This is a genomic window from Picosynechococcus sp. PCC 7003 (assembly GCF_001693255.1).
GTDB lineage: Bacteria > Cyanobacteriota > Cyanobacteriia > Cyanobacteriales > MRBY01 > MRBY01.
In genome coordinates, this window is sequence record NZ_CP016474.1 from 2,123,156 (window position 1) to 2,141,799 (window position 18,644).

Consider the following 18,644-nt stretch of genomic DNA (forward strand, 5'->3'; position numbering starts at 1 on the left):
TGCTTTTATTGTAATCAGGATCTCGCCACCTAACCGTGCCGAAATTAGCGATCAGTCCAGGGTAAAGCGTCGAGATTGGCGCCACATACTCAAGACGTGGGAATATCTCTACAATCCTAATGCCCTTTGGCCAGGACGCAACCCCAAGCTTGCTTTTTTTCACAATTGGCAGTTTTGAGGAGATTTAGCAGCAATAGAAAAAAATCTCTGAAAATGCTGCTGATGTTTTTCAGAAAAGAACCAATGCAGGGAGATAAATTTCAAAAAAACCCTTCTCCCATTAAACTGTTTATGTTTTGTTTCTGAGGGAAAAAAGTCACATGGAGCATCGTGGCGTCACAGTTTGGTTCACCGGTCTGAGTGGTGCAGGGAAAACCACCATTAGCCATGCCCTAGCGGAACGTTTAAAAGCGGCTGGGTGTAAGTTAGAAATCCTGGATGGCGACATTGTCCGGACAAATCTCACCAAGGGCCTGGGCTTTAGCAAAGAAGACCGTGATGAAAATATTCGTCGGATTGGCTTTGTTTCCAACCTGCTCACCCGCAATGGTGTGATTGTCTTTGTTTCTGCCATTTCCCCTTACCGGGAAATCCGCGAAGAAGTGCGGCAACGGATTGGCGATTTCGTTGAAATTTTCGTTAATGCTCCCCTCGAAGAATGTGAACGACGGGATGTCAAAGGTCTTTATCAACGGGCAAGAGCGGGTGAAATTAAAGGCTTTACCGGGATTGATGATCCCTATGAAGCGCCCACCAATCCTGAAGTGGAATGCCGCACCGACCTCGAAGAACTTGAAGAAAGTATCGAAAAAGTGATGGCGAAGCTCACTGAACTAGGCTACATCACCCCCTAAATTTTTGTTGAAGTCTCAATTTCATACTCTGAAATGCAGTCCAGAATTATGCTTGGCTGCATTTTTTTATGTTGGGTTTATGTTGGGCTATGTGTGCAACTGCGATCGCCCCCACTCGATGGCTTCGGCTTTGGTGTGGATTTTTCCTTCGAGGTGGGCCACTTGAATTTCGGTGAGTAAATGGCCAATTTGGGGACTGGGAGAAAGATGCAACTCACGGATGAGATCCTTCCCCGATAGGAGAGAAACCGGATGGGCGACGGGATCGCTGGCGGTGAAGTATCGTTGCAATAATGGCGCTAACGTGGCAGCGCTGAGGCCAAAACTCCGGGCCACCAGGGCAAGGATGGGAAAGGCCCCTTTAACCGTTTGGAAGAAGAAATATTGTTCCCGCAGGCTCAAGGGTTGCGCTTGGCTGGCCAACAGTTGGGGGAGCATTTCGATGACAGTGCTGACGGTGCGCAGTTCGTACCGGGGATATTTTAAGCGGGCGATCGCCTGTTGGGCCTGTTCTGGATCGGTGCCCACCAAACAGGCCAATTTCCCCAGGGCGAGCCATCCTGTCTCCGTGGCAAATTCAGGGTGAATTTCGGCCAATTCCTGACCAATGGCCGTTAACCGTTGCACACGATCTAAGCTTTTTTGATCTGCTGCGGGCAACCAATACGCCAGCAAGCCATCCTGAAAGGCCAGCTCTAGCCAGCGATCGCCCCTCGGGTGGTGCAACAAATAATTCAACTCATGCTGAATCCGTTCTGCCGCAATATTTTTGATCAAAGGGGCTAGTTCCCGGATCTGTGCCCTGGTGTCAGCATCTAAAGAAAATCCCAACTGCGCCGCCTGGCGATAGGCCCGCAACAACCGCAGGGGGTCATCGGCTAAATTTTCCGGCGTCACCATCCGCAACACTTTATTTTCTAGGTCGGCGAGGCCATTGAGGGGATCAACTAAACAATCAGAACGAATATGATAGGCGATCGCATTCACACAATAATCCCGCCGCCGCAAATCCCGCTCGAGGCTTTCCCCTTCCTGTTGAGCAAAATCCAACGTCCCCTGCCGGAAGACCACCCGGGCAATTTGACGCATCTCATCGAGTACCACAAAACCCGCTTGATATTTTTTCGCAATGGCACGGGCTGTTTCCACTGCCTTTTTGGGGACGACAAAATCAAAATCAATATAATCACTCTGGCGCTGCAAGAGGGCATCTCGCACGGCACCTCCCACCAAGCAAGCCTCCGCTGGTAATTCCGCCACAGAAAATGGCAAAAGGCGTAAAAATTCAGCTAAACGCTCCTTGGGAGAGTCCAAAACCATCAATGACGAAACCCGATTAGAATAAGCACGATTAATGAGAATATCATTCCCCCTCCGATTATGGGCAGGGAAATTCAAAAGCGCAAAAACACAGGCTAAAATAGGGTCTGCTGTTTGAGGGCACCGACCAAATGAAGGATTTTGTTGTCATCACCTTTTATCAATTTTTCGACTTTCCTGACTACAAAGAACGGCAACAACCCATTTTCAACTTCGCCGACGAACAAAATATCATTGGCACCATTCTATTGGCCCACGAAGGGATTAACGCCACCATTGCGGGCACCCAAACGGCCCTTGATGCCATGGTGAACTTTCTGCGCCAAGACCCTCGTCTCGCGGATCTCACTTACAAAGTTTCTACGGCCCCTAAACAGCCCTTTAAACGCCTCAAGGTCAAACTCAAAAAAGAAATTGTCACCCTGGGTCAACCGAACGTTGATCCGAATAATACCGTCGGCACCTACATTGATCCCCAGGATTGGAATGATTTGATCCAAAACCCGGATGTGACCCTCGTGGATACCCGCAATGATTATGAAGTGGGCATTGGTACTTTTAAGGGGGCCATTAACCCCAACACCCAATCCTTCCGCGAATTTCCCGATTATGTCGCCGAAAATTTAGATCCCCAGAAAAATGCGAAGGTGGCGATGTTTTGCACGGGGGGCATTCGCTGTGAAAAGGCGACCTCCTACCTTCTAAACCAGGGGTTTCAGGAGGTTTACCATCTCAAGGGTGGCATTTTAAAATATCTCGAAGAAATCCCCGTTGAAGAAAGCCTCTGGGAAGGGGAATGCTTTGTATTTGACGAGCGGGTCACGGTCAAGCATGGCCTAGAAACGGGTCACTATGAACTGTGCTACGCCTGTGGCCATCCCATTGATGCGGAGGATAAAACATCGGCGGACTATGAGATTGGCGTGTCTTGTCCTTACTGTATTGAGGCCTTGACCCCGGAACGGCGATCGCGCTTTGAAGCAAAATGGCAACAACGGCAACAGATGAAAGCCTGCCAGGCCAGTTAAATCGTCAGGGAATCTACAGCAGAATTGGGGAACTTCTCGACTACAATGGGGCTAATTCTTTGCCAGCATTCATGACGTAACGACTAAAAGCGTTGATTTTTAGCGACCCCAAGGGCTTAATGCTTTGGCGATCGCCCCCAGTCAACCGCACCATTTACTAAATCACCCTTACTTACCCGTAAAAGTATGCCACAACTGCATCTTTCCCACCTCGACCCCCGCGCGCAAACCGCCAATCCCCAAGCACAATCGATGCCAATGGGAGACGTTCAAATGGGTGGGATGATGCCAGATCTTGATTTAGCTGCCGTTAACGAAAAACTCAGCGAGGCCAATGCCGTCGAAGTTGTTCAGTGGGCCTCCCAAACCTTTCCCGAAGGGCTGATCATGAGTACCAGTTTCGGGATTCAGTCGGCGGTGATGCTCCACCTCGTCACCCAGGTTATCCCGGATATTCCCGTCGTTTGGATTGACACTGGCTATCTACCAAACGCCACCTATCGCTTTGCCGAAGAATTAGGCGATCGCCTCAACCTGAATTTAAAAGTTTACCAATCGCCCCTCAGTCCTGCGCGGATGGAAGCCCTCTACGGCAAACTCTGGGAACAAGACAATATTGAAGCCTTTAACCGCTACGATTACATCCGCAAAGTCGAACCCATGCAACGGGCCCTCAAGGAGTTAAACGCCAAAGCCTGGCTTGCTGGACTCCGCAAAGGCCAAACCGACCACCGCAAGACCCTCGGTTACGTAGCAAAACAGGGCAAACAGTATAAAATCCACCCGATTTTGACTTGGACATCCAAGGACGTTTATGAGTATCTAATGGCCCACGATCTCCCCTACCATCCCTATTTCGATAAAGGCTATGTCACCGTAGGCGATTGGCATTCTAGTCGGCCCTTGATGGCTGGTGATGAAAGCGAGCGAGATACCCGTTTCCGGGGCCTGAAACAAGAATGTGGCCTGCATCTTCCCAGCACCTCCGAAGAAGCCCAGAGTCTAGACTCCAGCGGCCTCTAGGAACATTTGCCGGGTCTTTGTTGTAGCGTCCTAGGACAATAAAAAAGCGGATCAATGATGATCCGCTTGCTAAATTTTTGATTGAAGAGCAATTCTAGAGGGCAATCACGTCGAACTGAACCGTTGCGATCACTTCGGGGTGCAGTTTAACCTGGGCTTCGTAGCTACCAGTTTTGCCAATTTCAGGGAGCGTAATGCCACGACGATCCACATCTTGGCCTGCTCTTTCTTTGATGGCGTCTGCCACATCCTGGGTTGTTACGGTACCGAAAATTTGATTTTCTTCACCAACTTGCTTGCGGATAATTAGTTTACCCACAGTTTTGAGAGCAACTTTACGCGCTTCGGCGTCCTGGAGTTCTGCAAGCAGACGTTGACGTTCTTTTTCGCGGCGCTGTTCAACTTGGCGAAGAATGCCGGGGGTGGCGAGGGAGGCAATGCCTTGGGGGAGGAGGTAGTTACGGGCATAGCCGGGGGCAACTTCAACGAGGTCACCATTGTTGCCTAGCTTGCGCACGTCCTGATTAAGGACTACCTGTAAACGCTTACTCATAATATTGACAGAATAATTTTTTCTATAGAAATCTGTTAGCTTCCAGAACTTTAAATTCTACAAGTTAAGGGATTGTTTAGGCAAATAGTCCGGATCTCTGTTCTGTTTTGTGGTATTGGAAAGAGGGCTGTCGTCACAGGCAGATTGTCGCCCTTGTTTCCGACGCTGCTTATCTCGATACATTTTTTCGTCGGCCTGTCTCAACAGGGTGCGGAGGGACGCATCGGCTGGAAATTCTGCGTAACTCGTGTAGCCAGTGCTGATTGAAAGTTGGTAGGGGCGCTGTTGTTGTTGGTTGAAGGTGGCGATCGCCGTTTGTAGTCGTTGGTAAATCAGCTGTGCCTCTGTTTGATTCACCGGCGCAAAACAGGTAAATTCATCACCCCCCAGACGTGCCAGAATATCCGCCTTTCGGAAACAGTCCCGCAGGATTTGGGCGGCATCGACAATGACGCGATCGCCCGTCGCATGGCCCAGGCGATCATTGATCACCTTCAGATTATCCACATCAAAGAAGAAGAGCGAAAAAGGCAACTTTTGGCGCTCTAGCAAGGATAATTCCTGTTCGACGAGCATAAAGAAACCCCGACGATTGTAAACGCCCGTCAACTCATCCGTGAGAGACAGTTGACGAATGCGATGTTCGGCTTTTTTTCGCTCTTGGACTTCCTGACGCAGTTTTTGATTGAGGCGATCCAGTTCCCGGGTGCGCTCTTGGATTTGCTGCTCTAAAAAGCTCACAAGCCCGTACATCTCATTTTGGTTCATCGCCTCTAGTAGATTCGATTGAGTCACCAACCCCAGGAGCTCATGGTGCTCCCCAACGACGATCAAACGGTGGGTTTGGTGCTGTTCCATTAGTTGTTTGGCCTCAATCAAAGAACGGTGCACCGCAATTTTGGTCGGCCGGGTCATGGTCTGTTCCGCTGTGATCTTTTCTAAATCCACATCCAGGGAGCGCAAATGTAAAATATCCTGCTCTGTGACGATCCCCAGGGGAAACCAAGCCTGTTCGAGGGTCGGATGGGGTTTAACAATCACAATGGAACCCACGCGATGTTCCATCATCAGCTTGGCCAAATGCCACATGGATTGTTGAGGCGCACCGTAGACCACGCGACTCACCATTACTTCTGTGACAAATCGCAAGCGCAGTAAATGCACCGGTTCAATAACACCGCGCAGTAAACGGTGGGTGATTAAGCCAAATAGCTGACCTTCGGTATCCAACACCGGTAGGTGACGAATCCGATGTTTTTGCAGCAGTTGGGAAATATGCAGGGGCGTTAAAGACTGATCCCAAGTCAGGGAGATGACGGGGGTCGTCATAATTTGCTTTAGGGTGATCCGCTGCCAATTTTGATCCAGGATGACCCATTTCAAGAGGTCTCGCTCGGTCACAATCCCTTTTAATTGCCGACCCGCCATCACGAGAATACAACTGGCCCGGCTACTATTGATCTCCAGGGCGTCGCTTATTTTGTCTTGTAACTCACAGGTGCGCTTTAAATCCGCCATGGTGTTTGCGGCTTCCAGCAAGGTGGTCTCCGCTGCGAGCACAATTGGGTCTTTAATAAGGCATTTTTCAACGGATTTGTAGGAAGTGAGATCAAGCATAAGCAAAACGCGACGAGGGTTTGATCTAAGAGGAAATGACCGAAGAGACTCAAAATTAAGATTAAGTGTCTAAAAAAAATGATGGCTCTCTTCCTTATCATAGAAGGGTCTTAGATCGGTTGGGACTTGTCAGCAACGAATCTTGAGCGTGACCGGCCAATGCAGTGTCTTATGGATTTGTCTGCTGGGGTGTTGACTCATTCAAAGATGAAATTTCTTCAGCCTAAACTTTTTCCCAGAAAAAGCTGCAAAAACGAATTTCCTCTCCTGGTGGGAGAGGGTCAGTGTAGAAATCAACGATCAACGGGCGATCGCCTAGGGACGCAAATGAGGATTAGCCGTTTTTGGACTGGGAGCCGTAGTAGGAATAGGCATAAGAACTGCTAGATGTACCTTTTGTTTGACTGTTAGCAACGAGTCCTAAAATCGGAATATTGGCTTGTTTAAAGGTGGCGATCGCCTGGGAAACGGCTGAACGCGTAGTTTTATTTAGAGTGACCACTAAAATCACACCATCGGCATGGGAAGCCAGAAGACTGGTGTCCGCAAGTCCAAGTACCGGCGGCGTATCATAGACAACGAGGTCAAACGTGCGCTCAAAGTCCTCAACCAAATGTTTCATCTTTTGAGACGCGAGTAATTTTGCCGGGTCAGGGGGCAGATCACCCGCTGGCAACACCGAAAAATCCACCAAGGGCATCGGTTTCTGCAAATAGTCTGCGATTTCAGTCTCGCTGCTATTGTTTGTAATCACAGTACTGAGACCCTGTTTTTGGTTTAAATTGAGACGTTGAGCGACCTGGGGACGCCGCATATCAGAATCAACCAGCAATACTTTCTGGCCGAGAATCGCTGCCGTTGGCGCTAAGTTTAGGGCAATTGTTGACTTCCCATCCCCCGGCAAAGCTGAAGCAATAATCACAGAACGTAAAGGGCAATCGGCACTCAATAATTTTAGATTGGTATGGAGCACCCGTAGGGATTCAGAAAACGCAGACGCACCATAATATCCGTAAGAGCCATAGGACTGATCCCCACTGGTCATTTTCCGCCATGTCCGAGCCGTTGAAGCCGGCAGGAAAGAGCCTAGCCAACGTTGGAAACGCAGCAGCGGTGGCAATGATGACTCTGCTGTCCCAGTAATCCCATGTTGTTCCTCGTAGGGAATATTGGCTAACAATGGTAGCTTTGTACGATTCTTGAGGTCGTCTGAAGAGTAGTAAACGTCAGTGAGTTTGTCAAGCAGTAAAGCTGCGCCGACGCCCAAAACAGAACTGGCAATGAAGCCCAACATCAAGCTCCGTTGAATATTAGGGGAGATTGGTAAATTAGGACGGGTGGAACCTTCAATGATCTCCCACGGAATCTCCGTTTGGGCGGCTTGTACTTGTAGAGCTTGGCGTCTTGCCAGGAGCTCCGTTAAGGCTTCGGTTGAAATCCCTAGCCGTCGCTGGAGATCGGTATATAGCCGATTCAAGACAGCGAGATTCTGAAAAGATTGCTCGACTTCAGCTTGGGCTTGATTGAGAGATGGAATCCGAGCTTGCAAAATGCGGAGCTGATTGGCTGCATCTGTCACTTGGGTTGCCCCTACCCGTTCGGCCTCCTGTTGCAGAATGGGTAGTAAATTCTGACGTTCTTCCCTCAACACTTGAATATTTAAGCTGTCAGCTTGGAAACGTGTCGATTCTTTGGCAATGTTAGCCTCAACTGATCGCAGTTGACCAAGGACTTGCTGATAGGTTTCTGAATTTTCGAGGGCAGCTAAGGCCCCACTGTCTCCTTGGAGGGATTGAAGGCGAGTTTGGGCTTGGGCCATTTCTTGCTGGAGTTGGAAGCGCTGCTCCTCTAGTGTTGCTGCTTTTTGGGCTAGCTGATTGAAATGAATCTCTGGCTCGGTGAAATTATAGTCTTGGCGAAATTGCTGAAGCTCTGCCTGCAGGGTATCCACTTCCTGTTGGAGGTTGGGCAATTGCTCATCGATAAACTGAAGGCCTTGTCTAACGTTGGTTTGGCGATCAGCCAAGCTGTACTCCAGATAGACCGAAGCAAGTTGTTCTAGCACCGCTTCAATTTGATCGGGATCGGAATTTTGATAGCTGACTTCGAGAATTTTTGTCTCTCCCGGTCGGCTAATACTGAGATTACTGAGGAGAGTATTGTAGTTGAGATCCGGATATTGTTGCTGCAGTGGTTGAATCACTTTTTGCAGCAATTCGGGACTGCGTAAAACCTGAATTTGCGTCGCGTAGTCTAATTCACCTGATCCGCTACCAAAGTTTCCGGGCAAGCTCCGGGCTAGGTCAGACACACTATTGTTGGAATTAACAGGTTCGACCAATAAACGAAACTTCGATAAGTATATTTTTTCTTGGGAAAACGTATTAAAAGTAACCGCCCCCATGCTAACGGTTATCACTCCTAGAATTAACCATGCCCGACGCCGAATAACAGATAAGAACTGACGCAAATCGAAGTCGTCACCATAGTCTGCTGGTTGTAAGAGGGGAGAAACGGGATACGGTATTGGGGCGATCGCCCCATTTTTTTTATGGCCGTTATTTTGATACTCGAGAACAGCGTTATTGGTGTCTTGCTTATCCATGTTAGTTTCGCGCTTAATTTATAACTTAATTTAAAAATTCATCTTTAAAAATTCATCTTTTTAAAATAAGAAACCGAAAGGTAAAAGATTTCGTAGTGGACTTAAAATGCGTGAGAGTCCATCTGTAAAGCTAGCTGTCGCATTCCGATCCACAATAATGACATCGTTGTTCCACAAGATTGGGTTGGATTCGGCATTGACGCTTTGAGAAAAATCAATTTCGAACTGCTGCTGGACAATGGTGCCATTGGGATTCAAACGAATTAATTCCACATTTTCACGGGAGCGGTCTGTAAATCCTCCAGCGGCGAGCACAGCTTGGTTTAACGTCGTATTGGCAGGAACTTGGACACTACCAGGATTCTCGACTTCGCCTACCACGTTAACCAAAATTCTATCGGGTGATAGGTTAGTGGAAACGATTTGGGCGGCTTCGGCATCGGATAGAGCGTCAGCCGTGGCGATAGAAATGGTATCTCCTTGTTGTAGAGCTAGGTCTTGGGTTAAATCCCCCGCTTGAAACAGTTCCCAGAAATCAATGTCGATGGTTTGGGGGGTACCGCTGCGGGTGAGACGTCGCACTTGAATCTTGCGAATATCGGCGGAGGGTTTGATCCCACCGGCTTCCCGAATGGCTTGGGAGACGGTGGGATTAGTCTGGGATTCGCTGCCGGTTAATCGATAGATACCCGGACGAAACACTTCGCCAACAACACCAATATCTAGGGTCGCAGGGGTACCAATCAGGTTAGACGCCGCTAGTTGAGCCGACTCCGTTAAGTTTACCGTTTCTATTGCGGGCACAAAAACGGCATCTCCATCCCGCAGGGCAATGTTTTGGCTCGCATCGCCATTTTGTAACAGTTCCCAGAGGTCAACGGCGACGGTTTGTCTTGCTCCAGATGGGTTGAGGCGGCGAATTTGCACTTGTCGTAAATCGGCGGCATAGGTGAGGCCCCCTGAGGCTTGAATGGCTTGTACAAGGGTGGGAAACTCACCTCCATCTAGAGTATAGGCACCAGGACTATTGACTTCTCCGGAGAGGGTTACTTGGAAGGAACGAGGCTGCAGCAGGACAAGGGTGATTTTGGGATAGCGTAATTCTGACCGGTAGCGGGTGGCGATCGCCGCTTCTGCTGCTTCAATGGTTAGGCCTGCAACCGGCACTTTACCAATGGCCGGGAGGTTAAGGGAACCATCGGCCAACACCCGTTGACTACCGCTGTATTCAGGCACATTGAAGACCTCAATCTCTAACTGGTCGCCTACACCAAGGATGTAAGTCCGATCAGCACCCATTGCTGGCAAAGCGTTAGACGATAGGTTTATCCGTTGTGGGTTTTGCGTTTGTACCACCCCATCCTTTGAATCAGGCTTGCCAGAGGGCGTGACAGCAGCGGCAGTGCTTAAACTACCAGGAATGAGGATGAGGACTGACGTACAAAACAGGATGAAAAATTGCATTGAGCAAGGCTCCTGGAATTTATATCTGATCCAAGGATTCAGAATCTACTAACACAGCTACCTACAGATGATCCCAGCATAGGAGTGGGATGGTGTCTATCTGAAGAAATAAAAAATTATCTAAAGCCTATTGTAAAGTTGCTGTAAAGTGTCATTACCATAGGGCACAGATTTAAAAGTAAGCAACCCATGACAGAGGAAAGTGAATCCAAATCTAGACGCCAGACATTATAGGTGCTTATTTTGGGATTGTCAGTATAACCATATAACCATTGAATGAGCAAAGTTGATGTCAATGCTTGAGACCCATATTAATCCTTAAACCAGACACTTAGGAATAGTGTCGGTGGGTAATATGGGTAAACGACAAACAATCACTATCTAGTGAGCGCTGCGTTTGCCATCGAGCTGTCTCGGCAGTTGAGTCTATTCAAATCTGTGCCATGAAACCGATAAACCGGAATTTTCATCCTGCCTCCCTGAACCATAGAAGTTCAGGCAAGCCATCATCGATCAAGCGTCGCGATCGCCCCCGCAGGCGTTCCAAGCGCCGCGCTATTTTTTGTCCCATGCATCAGTGCTACCTAGACAGTGCGAGCCAGAAACACCGAATCTACGCCGATCGGCCGGATCTTCTCCAAAGCCGGGGCCTTAGTCGACGCAAGGCGCTTCTCGTTGTCGCAACAAAAGGAACTGTGCCTTTGGATGGAGAATGGCTAGAAGCTTTTTGGTGTAAGTGTTGCCAAGAAACGAAATGGTACCATGTCCGCAAATGCGATCGCGAGTATCAGTTATCATTGGCTTCCCCTGAACTGTGGCAACAGGCAACGGGGGTAATTTCCGTCCAGGGCAATCCTTCTGTGAGTGAATTTACCCGTCGCCAATCGCAATGCCAGGGGCACACTGCCGTCAAAGATTTCCGCTTTGTCAATTGACCTCGACTAATTGTCACAGACAAGCTAAGGTATGTAGAAATCAAAAAGAGTATGAAGAAGTCATGAAGACTTCTGATTGTAGAGTGAGCTTCGATGGTCTATTTGATCTCAGTTTCTCTACCCTGCTTCTGCTACTGACACCGCCATCGGTTCGGCGTCTAGGGTAGAACAGTCACAGGATTCGTCTGTCTATTTTTTTACAACCCAAGCTTGCTGCCTTGAAACGTAATAATTTACCAGCTGTTAGGGAAATTATTTAAAACGTTGCATAAGTTGCATAAAAATATTTGCGTGTAAGGCGATCGCCTTTCTGGCTAGTGGTGAGCGATCGCCCTAGGGTGAAGATTGAGCAAAATTTTACGGGTTCATTGCTTTGCCTATCCAGTACTTAGCTTTATCTCCCCTTCCTTTAAAAGTTTATCGATGTTATTCGTCCATTACCTAAAGCGCTTGGTTTTTAAACATTCTCGGCCAACTGTTAAGGGGCTTTCTGAGCCCAAGCATGAACCCCAACTCCGCTTAACGGTGTTCACGCACTTTTTTCCCCCTGATTTTGCCCCAACAGGACAACTCATCGAGGAATTAACGCGGCACCTGAGCCAACAAGGACTAGAGGTTGATATCTTTACCGGACAACCAGGGTACGCCTTTCAGTCTACGGAGGCACCACCGATTGAACAAAAGGCGGGCCTGAGGATAAAGCGATCGCGGACGGCCCAGCTCTGGCCCCAGCGGATTCGGGGCAAGGCGATCAACGGAATTTTGTTTTTATTGCGGTCAGTGCTCCATCTCGCGGGATGTTGGCGCAAAACCGAACTACTGTTGATTACGACGGCCCCTCCCTTTTTACCCGTCGTGGGTTACTTTGCGAACCTAATTTTCCGCGTGCCCTATGTCTGCTTGCTGTACGATCTCTATCCTGAGATTGCCGTTGAGCTTGGGGTGATCTCGGAACAGCATTGGTTGGCGCGATTTTGGCAAAACATGAATATCCGGGTGTGGCGGCGAGCCAAGGCCATTGTGGTGTTAAGTCCAGCCAAAAAGCAACACATTACCCAACTCTGCCCGGAGATCGAGGCAAAGGTCAGCGTCATTCACAGTTGGGCGAATCCGGACTTGATCGTGCCGATCCCCAAGCAAGAAAATTGGTTTGCCCTGCGGTACAAACTGATTCAGCCATTTACGGTGCTTTATTCTGGCAATATGGGGCGTTGCCATGATGTTGAAACATTCCTCGAAGCAGCTATTTTACTGGAGGATGAACCGATTAAGTTTGTTTGTATTGGCAATGGTGCCAAGCGACAACTATTAATGCAAAAAAGTGAGCAGTTGGGATTATCAAACCTCCTCTTGCTGCCTTACCAGGATAAAGAGGTGCTGCCCTACTCTTTAACGGCCTGTGATTTGTCGTTGGTGAGTTTGAGCCCAGGTATGGAACGCTTGTTAGCACCGAGTAAGCTCTATTCGGCATTGGCAGCTGGTCGGCCGATCGCCGTAGTTTGTCCGCCCAAGAGCTATTTAAAAGATCTAGTCCAGGAGGCAAATTGTGGCCGGGCGATCGCCAACGGGGATGGTCAAGGGCTAGCGGATTTCATTCGTCAATTGGCGGGCGATCGCGCTTTGGCAGAGGGCATGGGCCAGGCGGGACGCCGATATTTAGAGGAACACTTCACCCCCCGGCGGATTGCGGCGCAATATTTAGAGGTGCTGCAAAATGCTGTGGAGCAGTAAATGTGTCAGTTCAGAACAGTCCGGGATGATGATCTCAAAAAACAGCGGCGATCGCCCCGTGAGTCACCCGTTAAAATGAAATTACCTCTACCTTGCCTGAGATGTGGCTAAACTTTCTGGCCCTATTGCCATCAACCGTCTTAACGGTGTTATTGATTGCGATCGCCTTCTTGAGGTTCTATGACCAAACCGACTTTGAATTCCTCGGATACATCACCCAGCCGAGAAGCTGGAGCAACGGATGCACTGTGGCAGCCCTCCTGGCTACATTGGCTAATTTCGGCGTTGAGTGGAACCGTCGAAATCGAGAAACAAACCGCTTGGCTGAAGAAAAGCAATGCCGAAGCGAGGATCGCGCACGAGCAGAGACTGAAAAAGCTGAAAGCAGAGAACGCGAGACTCGCCGAACTCGAATCGAAACTCGATGCCGTATTGCCGAAATACAGTTCCAGCTTGACCCCTCCGAGCGAAACCGACGGGCATTAAGGGAAGCTTTGGCTCTCCTCGCCGAATATGGGGAGCTATTTTCGTAAGGGCGATCGCCCCGTGAGCCACCCATTAAAATGAAATTATCTTTCCCTTGCTTTAGATGTGGCTAAACTTTCTGGCCCTATTGCCATCAACCGTTTTAACGGTATTACTGATTGCGATCGCCTTCTTGAGATTCTATGACCAAACCGACTTTGAATTCATCGGACTCATTGCCAACCCCCGACAGTGGAGCAACGGATTTACGGTGGCAGCCCTCTTGGCTACATTGGCTAATTTCGGCGTTGAGTGAAACCCTCGAACCAAAAAACTATTTAGGAAATGTTGCCTTTCGCTATCTAGGAATCCTCGGAGATGTGTTGCAATGAATCCTTTGTTAAAGTTTTATGCGGATAGTTTAGACTATCCCGAAGTAAGCGGCGCGGAACTGCTCGAACTTTTAACCATTCGGGATCAGCTTGCCCAACTTATTGATCGCTTCAATGCCTTAGATCAAACCCTACTGCTTAAGGCAGATTTGAAATTGCTTTTAAATGCTTCAGTAATTTATCCAGAAATTTCTCGTTTTATTAACTTAGAAACTTACCGTAAGGAGAATCAAATTACACCAGAAAAGTGGTGGTGGTACATCGATGTTCTCGATCATCTCCCGCTTTCCAGTCTGCAAACAGCGGCTTGATTTAACAGAATGTTAACAGGTCGTATATTTCATCCCTTAATATGTCCTTAATATGTAAGTAATCCTGAGGCGATCGCCCCGTGAGTGACCCGTTAAAATGAAATTATCTTTCCCTAGTCTGAAATGTGGCTAAACTTTCTGGCGTTACTGCCATCGACGACCTTAACGGTATTACTGATTGCGATCGCCTTCTTGAGGTTCTATGACCAAACCGACTTTGAATTCCTCGGATACATTGCCAACCCCCGACAGTGGAGCAACGGATTCACTGTGGCAGCCCTCTTGGCTACATTGGCTAATTTCGGCGTTGAGTGGAACCGTCGAAATCGAGAAACAAACCGCTTGGTTGAAGAAGCACAACGAAGAGCTAAGGAAGAGCAACGCAGAATTCGAGAAGAGCAACGCAGAGTGGCTCAGGAAAGAGCAGATGAGTCTCGAAGAACTGAGGAGAGAGAACGCCAAATTGCGCGAACTCGAATCGAAACTCGATGCCGTATTGCCGAAATACAATTCCAGCTTGACCCCTCCGAGCGAAACCGACGGGCATTAAAGGCGGCTCTGGCGGTGTTGGCGGAATATGGGGAGCTATTTCCGTAAGGGCAATCGCCTAGTGAGCTACCCGTTAAAATGAAATTACCTCTATCTTGCTTGAGATGTGGCTAAACTTTCTGGCCCTATTGCCATCAACCGTCTTAACGGTTTTATTGATTGCGATCGCCTTCTTGAGGTTCTATGACCAAACCGACTTTGAATTCATCGGACTCATTGCCAACCCCCGACAGTGGAGCAACGGATTCACTGTGGCAGCCCTCTTGGCTACATTGGCTAATTTCGGCGTTGAGTGGAACCGTCGAAATCGAGAAACAAACCGCTTGGCTGAGGCAAGAGAACGCGAAACTCGCCGAACTCGAATCGAAACTCGATGCCGTATTGCCGAAATACAGTTCCAGCTTGACCCCTCCGAGCGAAACCGACGGGCATTAAGGGAAGCGTTGGCTCTCCTCGCCGAATATGGGGATTTGTTTTAGAACAATACTGTGACTAGGAAGTTGGGGATTAGTACCATGAATGCTTCACTATATGACACTGATTTTTATACATGGACAGCACAGCAATGCGAGTTACTGCGTCACAAAAAATTTCACGAATTAGATTTAGGTCACTTGATTGAAGAGTTGGATGATTTGGGGAAGCGACACTATGATCAACTGGAATCAAGGTTAGTCCAACTGATTGCCCATCTCCTCAAATGGCAAATTCAACATTGGCGACGTTCTAATAGTTGGCGCGCCAACATTCGTGTGCAACGCACCTCCATCGAAAAACTATTACGGCGTAATCCTGGTCTCAAGTCTCGTTTGGATGAAGCAATGGCAGAAAGTTGGTCGGAAGCGCGGGATCTGGCGATCGCCGAAACGGATTTACCGGATGAGCAATTTCCAGAAATTTGTCCGTTTACCCTCGTCGAAGTCTTATTGCCTGAGTTTTGGCCGGATCTCGCCTAAGAATTTTGACAGTCTAACTCTGACTCAGTTAGGTAGACGCAATGAAATAAGTTATTGCTTGTTTAAATTGTCTGACCTTCTTGTCATCAGTTGCTTTAATGGTATTATTGATGGCGATCGCCTTCAGTGCGGTCTGAAGGGCCTAAACACCTTGACTATAATTAGAGAACATATCAAAAATGCTCTCAGAAAAGGGGACATACAGATAATGAGTCAACGTACCCTACAGCTTAATTTTCCCGATGCCGTTGAACAAAGCGACCAAGAACTAAAGGTCTTAATCGCCGCTAAATTGTATGAAAATGGGACTCTCACCGCTGCTCAAGGGACAGAGTTAGCTGGTTTAAGCAAAAAAGCTTTCCTTGAAACAATGGGACAATTCCATGTTTCTGTCTTTAGTCACTCAGTGGCAGACTTAGATAACGACCGCAAAAATGCCTAAAGTTGTCATTGCCGACTCCAGTTGCTTGATCATTCTCAGTAAAATCGAGGAGTTAGCGGTTCTTCAGTGGCTATACTAAACTATCTACATCACACTAGAAATTGCGGTGGAGTTTGGTGAAGCTTTCCCCCCTTGGATTTGTGTAAAAGCTGCTCAAAATAAACATTTTTAGGCAATCCTTGCCACCAAACTTGATCGTGGTGAGGCTAAGGCGATCGCCTTAGCCCAAGAGAAAGAAAATGCATTGATCATTTTGGATGATCTCAAAGGCCGAAAAGTTGCTCAAGAACAAGGCCTCATCTATACAGGTACTCTGGGCGTGATTAGTCGGGCCACGGAAAAAGGCTACTACCAGGCGATCAAACCCATTCTCCAAAAGATTATGCAGACAAATTTCCGTATTTCCCAGAATATTATTGACGCTTTACTGAGCTATCACGGCGAGCTTCTTGATTAGACTAAGGCAAGGGCTTTCGGTTTTATCGGCGATCGCCTTAGCAATGGAATAATTGTACTGTTAAAAAAACTGTTGAAAAAGTAATCCAAGTCAGTATGGGTGAGCGAATGAAAGCTTCAGAGTTTAATCTAGTCATCGAAGCGGGACGAACGGAAAAGCAGTATTGGCAGGACATTTGGCGCTATCGAGAATTGTTTTACTTCCTAGCGTGGCGCGATATCCTAGTCCGTTACAAACAAACGGCGATTGGGGTGGCCTGGGCACTGATTCGACCGTTTTTAACGATGGTGGTGTTTACGGTGGTGTTTGGGAACTTAGCTAAACTGCCGTCTGAGGGGGGAGCGCCCTATCCGATTTTGGTCTTTTCGGCGATGTTACCCTGGCAATTCTTTGCGAATTCGTTATCGGAATGTAGTAATAGTTTGATTTCCAATGCGAATCTTTTATCGAAGATCTATTTTCCGCGGTTGGTGATCCCGACCAGTGCGGTGGTAGTCAGCTTTGTGGATTTTATGATTTCGGGCAGTATTTTGCTGGCTTTAATGGCTTGGTATGATTTTGTACCGAGTTGGCGGATTGTGACTTTACCCTTTTTTGTGGCGATCGCCTTTGCGGCGGCAATGGGGACGGGGTTATGGTTGGCCTCGTTGAACGTGCAGTACCGCGATTTTCGCTATATCGTGCCATTTATGGTTCAGTTCGGCCTGTATGTGTCGCCAGTGGGTTTCAGTAGTGCAATTGTGCCGGAGAAATGGCGATTTCTCTATTCGCTCAATCCGATGGTGGGGGTGATTGACGGGTTTCGCTGGGCGATTATTGGTGGTGATATCCAGATCTACATTCCTGGGTTTTTGCTGTCGTTGCTGATTGTGTTGCTGGTATTTGTGAGTGGAATTTGGTATTTCCGGAAGATGGAACGAACGTTTGCGGATATGATCTAGGGTAGGAATAGAGAACTGGATAGCCGATCGTTAATTTCTTACCATGGACAAATTTGGTTTATTGATCGATATTTTTTAATGATGGGTAGTTCACAAGCCGATACTGATTATTTTGCCTATTGGCAACGGGAGAAGCAACGGCGGGCGGCGATCGCCCAACAACTGCAGCAACAAGCCCGGGCAATGTTGCCTGAGTTGGTCAGTATTTTAGTCACGCAATTTCAGGTCACAAGAATTATTTTGTTCGGTTCCCTCGTTAGGGGCAATTTTGACGAGCAGTCTGATTTGGATTTGGCGGTGGCGGGTTTAGCTCCCCAAGACTTTTTTCGGGCCTATGCAATGGTTAATGACCACAGTCCTTTTCCGGTGGATTTAAAACCTTTAGAGGCTGTGGACGATTCGTTTCGCGCTAAAGTAGAGCGGATGGGAGAATGCCTATATGAGAGCAATCACACCAGCGGCGATCGCCGAGATTATCATTGACTTAGAAAACGAACTCTATCGCCTAGAACGCTTAGAGACCCAGATGCACGCCGTGAAAACAGAAATCGCAAGTTCTCCCCATCTACAGGAGATGTTGGCAGAAAGTTTAGCTTTGAAATTACATAATTTTTATACGGGTTGCGAGCGTATTTTCCAAATTATCGCCTCGGAACTCAATGGTGGTAAACCCTCTAGTTATGATTGGCATCGCCGCTTACTAGAGCGCATGAGCTTACCGCAAGACTATCGCCCGCCTGTCGTTACTGCACAAACTGCCACTCAGCTGCGAGAGTATTTGGGATTTCGGCATATTGTTCGCAATATCTATGGGTTTGAACTGGACTTCGGGCGCATTGAAGAGTTAGTAGAAAAGTACTTTCAGGTTCACCAAGACTTTGTTAGCGATATCCGTCAGTTCATTCAGTGGCTACAAGAATTTAAACGAACATTGAGGGAAGAATCAGAACCGCCCGGATGAAGTTGGAAGTTGTTAATCTGGGTAAAATCCTCTAACGGAT

The 18,644-nt window shown here is 48.0% G+C and carries 21 protein-coding genes; 16 read left to right on the forward strand and 5 right to left on the reverse strand.

What is annotated here, in order from left to right; translation table 11 throughout:
• Positions 1-320: 320 nt before the first annotated feature.
• The gene (gene cysC, locus AWQ21_RS10155; protein ID WP_065714439.1) at positions 321-854 is read left to right on the forward strand and encodes an adenylyl-sulfate kinase; all 534 of its coding nucleotides are present in this window, start codon (positions 321-323) and stop codon (positions 852-854) included.
• An 87-nt stretch (positions 855-941) separates the two neighbouring features.
• Here cysC and AWQ21_RS10160 read toward each other — a convergent pair whose 3' ends face one another.
• On the reverse strand, positions 942-2,174 hold the full coding sequence (locus AWQ21_RS10160) for a CCA tRNA nucleotidyltransferase (RefSeq protein WP_065714440.1): 1,233 nt from the start codon (positions 2,172-2,174) through the stop codon (positions 942-944).
• Positions 2,175-2,305: 131 nt separating this feature from the next.
• On the opposite strand from AWQ21_RS10160, the gene AWQ21_RS10165 reads away from it, so the two are divergent.
• Entirely contained in the window at positions 2,306-3,202 is an 897-nt protein-coding gene (locus AWQ21_RS10165) for a rhodanese-related sulfurtransferase (RefSeq protein WP_065714441.1), read from the forward strand.
• 273 nt (positions 3,203-3,475) lie between these two features.
• Complete coding sequence (cysH, locus tag AWQ21_RS10170) at positions 3,476-4,225, forward strand: phosphoadenosine phosphosulfate reductase (protein WP_198159722.1); 750 nt, start codon at positions 3,476-3,478, stop codon at positions 4,223-4,225.
• A 94-nt stretch (positions 4,226-4,319) separates the two neighbouring features.
• On the opposite strand, the gene rplI is transcribed toward cysH, so the two are convergent.
• From rplI to AWQ21_RS10190, 4 genes are all read right to left on the reverse strand, one after another.
• Positions 4,320-4,778 carry a 50S ribosomal protein L9 gene (rplI, locus tag AWQ21_RS10175; RefSeq protein ID WP_065714442.1) on the reverse strand — a complete coding sequence of 153 codons (459 nt, stop codon included), beginning with the start codon at positions 4,776-4,778 and terminating at the stop codon, positions 4,320-4,322.
• A gap of 57 nt (positions 4,779-4,835) precedes the next feature.
• Positions 4,836-6,395: a diguanylate cyclase gene (locus tag AWQ21_RS10180; RefSeq protein ID WP_065714443.1), complete on the reverse strand. Its 1,560-nt coding sequence runs from the start codon at positions 6,393-6,395 to the stop codon at positions 4,836-4,838.
• Positions 6,396-6,729: 334 nt separating this feature from the next.
• Complete coding sequence (locus AWQ21_RS10185; RefSeq protein WP_065714444.1) at positions 6,730-9,000, reverse strand: polysaccharide biosynthesis tyrosine autokinase; 2,271 nt, start codon at positions 8,998-9,000, stop codon at positions 6,730-6,732.
• Between the two features lie 60 nt (positions 9,001-9,060).
• Positions 9,061-10,464, reverse strand: coding sequence for an SLBB domain-containing protein (locus tag AWQ21_RS10190; protein ID WP_232314947.1), 1,404 nt, complete (start codon positions 10,462-10,464; stop codon positions 9,061-9,063).
• A 569-nt stretch (positions 10,465-11,033) separates the two neighbouring features.
• Between AWQ21_RS10190 and AWQ21_RS10195 the strand changes: the two genes are divergently transcribed.
• The 13 genes from AWQ21_RS10195 (at position 11,034) to AWQ21_RS10255 (ending at position 18,604) form a co-directional block, all read left to right on the forward strand.
• On the forward strand, positions 11,034-11,399 hold the full coding sequence (locus tag AWQ21_RS10195) for a hypothetical protein (protein WP_232314948.1): 366 nt from the start codon (positions 11,034-11,036) through the stop codon (positions 11,397-11,399).
• 525 nt (positions 11,400-11,924) lie between these two features.
• Positions 11,925-13,130: a glycosyltransferase family 4 protein gene (locus AWQ21_RS10200; protein ID WP_232314949.1), complete on the forward strand. Its 1,206-nt coding sequence runs from the start codon at positions 11,925-11,927 to the stop codon at positions 13,128-13,130.
• Between the two features lie 180 nt (positions 13,131-13,310).
• The gene (locus AWQ21_RS10205) at positions 13,311-13,616 is read left to right on the forward strand and encodes a hypothetical protein (protein WP_065714447.1); all 306 of its coding nucleotides are present in this window, start codon (positions 13,311-13,313) and stop codon (positions 13,614-13,616) included.
• A gap of 103 nt (positions 13,617-13,719) precedes the next feature.
• Entirely contained in the window at positions 13,720-13,911 is a 192-nt protein-coding gene (locus tag AWQ21_RS10210; RefSeq protein ID WP_232314950.1) for a hypothetical protein, read from the forward strand.
• Between the two features lie 72 nt (positions 13,912-13,983).
• Complete coding sequence (locus AWQ21_RS16235) at positions 13,984-14,298, forward strand: hypothetical protein (RefSeq protein ID WP_065714448.1); 315 nt, start codon at positions 13,984-13,986, stop codon at positions 14,296-14,298.
• Positions 14,299-14,421: 123 nt separating this feature from the next.
• Positions 14,422-14,895: a hypothetical protein gene (locus tag AWQ21_RS10220; protein ID WP_065714449.1), complete on the forward strand. Its 474-nt coding sequence runs from the start codon at positions 14,422-14,424 to the stop codon at positions 14,893-14,895.
• A 56-nt stretch (positions 14,896-14,951) separates the two neighbouring features.
• A complete protein-coding gene (locus AWQ21_RS10225) occupies positions 14,952-15,326 on the forward strand; it encodes a hypothetical protein (protein ID WP_065714450.1) in 375 nt (124 codons plus the stop codon).
• 36 nt (positions 15,327-15,362) lie between these two features.
• The gene (locus tag AWQ21_RS10230) at positions 15,363-15,803 is read left to right on the forward strand and encodes a DUF29 domain-containing protein (protein WP_065714451.1); all 441 of its coding nucleotides are present in this window, start codon (positions 15,363-15,365) and stop codon (positions 15,801-15,803) included.
• A 208-nt stretch (positions 15,804-16,011) separates the two neighbouring features.
• On the forward strand, positions 16,012-16,245 hold the full coding sequence (locus AWQ21_RS10235) for a UPF0175 family protein (protein WP_065715307.1): 234 nt from the start codon (positions 16,012-16,014) through the stop codon (positions 16,243-16,245).
• Positions 16,246-16,489: 244 nt separating this feature from the next.
• On the forward strand, positions 16,490-16,702 hold the full coding sequence (locus AWQ21_RS16045) for a DUF3368 domain-containing protein (RefSeq protein WP_198159635.1): 213 nt from the start codon (positions 16,490-16,492) through the stop codon (positions 16,700-16,702).
• A gap of 107 nt (positions 16,703-16,809) precedes the next feature.
• Positions 16,810-17,643 carry an ABC transporter permease gene (locus AWQ21_RS10245; RefSeq protein ID WP_065714452.1) on the forward strand — a complete coding sequence of 278 codons (834 nt, stop codon included), beginning with the start codon at positions 16,810-16,812 and terminating at the stop codon, positions 17,641-17,643.
• A gap of 78 nt (positions 17,644-17,721) precedes the next feature.
• Positions 17,722-18,126 carry a nucleotidyltransferase family protein gene (locus AWQ21_RS10250; protein ID WP_083998006.1) on the forward strand — a complete coding sequence of 135 codons (405 nt, stop codon included), beginning with the start codon at positions 17,722-17,724 and terminating at the stop codon, positions 18,124-18,126.
• A complete protein-coding gene (locus tag AWQ21_RS10255; RefSeq protein ID WP_065714453.1) occupies positions 18,083-18,604 on the forward strand; it encodes a hypothetical protein in 522 nt (173 codons plus the stop codon). Before AWQ21_RS10250 ends, AWQ21_RS10255 begins: the two co-directional genes overlap by 44 nt.
• Positions 18,605-18,644 lie beyond the last annotated feature (40 nt).

Bases quoted from the DNA above. Each gene is read 5' to 3' on its own strand.
- cysC (WP_065714439.1), top strand. From the start codon at position 321: ATGGAGCATCGTGGCGTCACAGTTTGGTTCACCGGTCTGAGTGGTGCA.
- AWQ21_RS10160 (WP_065714440.1), bottom strand. From the start codon at position 2,174: ATGGTTTTGGACTCTCCCAAGGAGCGTTTAGCTGAATTTTTACGCCTT.
- AWQ21_RS10165 (WP_065714441.1), top strand. From the start codon at position 2,306: ATGAAGGATTTTGTTGTCATCACCTTTTATCAATTTTTCGACTTTCCT.
- cysH (WP_198159722.1), top strand. From the start codon at position 3,476: ATGGGTGGGATGATGCCAGATCTTGATTTAGCTGCCGTTAACGAAAAA.
- rplI (WP_065714442.1), bottom strand. From the start codon at position 4,778: ATGAGTAAGCGTTTACAGGTAGTCCTTAATCAGGACGTGCGCAAGCTA.
- AWQ21_RS10180 (WP_065714443.1), bottom strand. From the start codon at position 6,395: ATGCTTGATCTCACTTCCTACAAATCCGTTGAAAAATGCCTTATTAAA.
- AWQ21_RS10185 (WP_065714444.1), bottom strand. From the start codon at position 9,000: ATGGATAAGCAAGACACCAATAACGCTGTTCTCGAGTATCAAAATAAC.
- AWQ21_RS10190 (WP_232314947.1), bottom strand. From the start codon at position 10,464: ATGCAATTTTTCATCCTGTTTTGTACGTCAGTCCTCATCCTCATTCCT.
- AWQ21_RS10195 (WP_232314948.1), top strand. From the start codon at position 11,034: ATGCATCAGTGCTACCTAGACAGTGCGAGCCAGAAACACCGAATCTAC.
- AWQ21_RS10205 (WP_065714447.1), top strand. From the start codon at position 13,311: ATGACCAAACCGACTTTGAATTCCTCGGATACATCACCCAGCCGAGAA.
- AWQ21_RS10210 (WP_232314950.1), top strand. From the start codon at position 13,720: ATGTGGCTAAACTTTCTGGCCCTATTGCCATCAACCGTTTTAACGGTA.
- AWQ21_RS16235 (WP_065714448.1), top strand. From the start codon at position 13,984: ATGAATCCTTTGTTAAAGTTTTATGCGGATAGTTTAGACTATCCCGAA.
- AWQ21_RS10220 (WP_065714449.1), top strand. From the start codon at position 14,422: ATGTGGCTAAACTTTCTGGCGTTACTGCCATCGACGACCTTAACGGTA.
- AWQ21_RS10225 (WP_065714450.1), top strand. From the start codon at position 14,952: ATGTGGCTAAACTTTCTGGCCCTATTGCCATCAACCGTCTTAACGGTT.
- AWQ21_RS10230 (WP_065714451.1), top strand. From the start codon at position 15,363: ATGAATGCTTCACTATATGACACTGATTTTTATACATGGACAGCACAG.
- AWQ21_RS10235 (WP_065715307.1), top strand. From the start codon at position 16,012: ATGAGTCAACGTACCCTACAGCTTAATTTTCCCGATGCCGTTGAACAA.
- AWQ21_RS10245 (WP_065714452.1), top strand. From the start codon at position 16,810: ATGAAAGCTTCAGAGTTTAATCTAGTCATCGAAGCGGGACGAACGGAA.
- AWQ21_RS10250 (WP_083998006.1), top strand. From the start codon at position 17,722: ATGATGGGTAGTTCACAAGCCGATACTGATTATTTTGCCTATTGGCAA.
- AWQ21_RS10255 (WP_065714453.1), top strand. From the start codon at position 18,083: ATGAGAGCAATCACACCAGCGGCGATCGCCGAGATTATCATTGACTTA.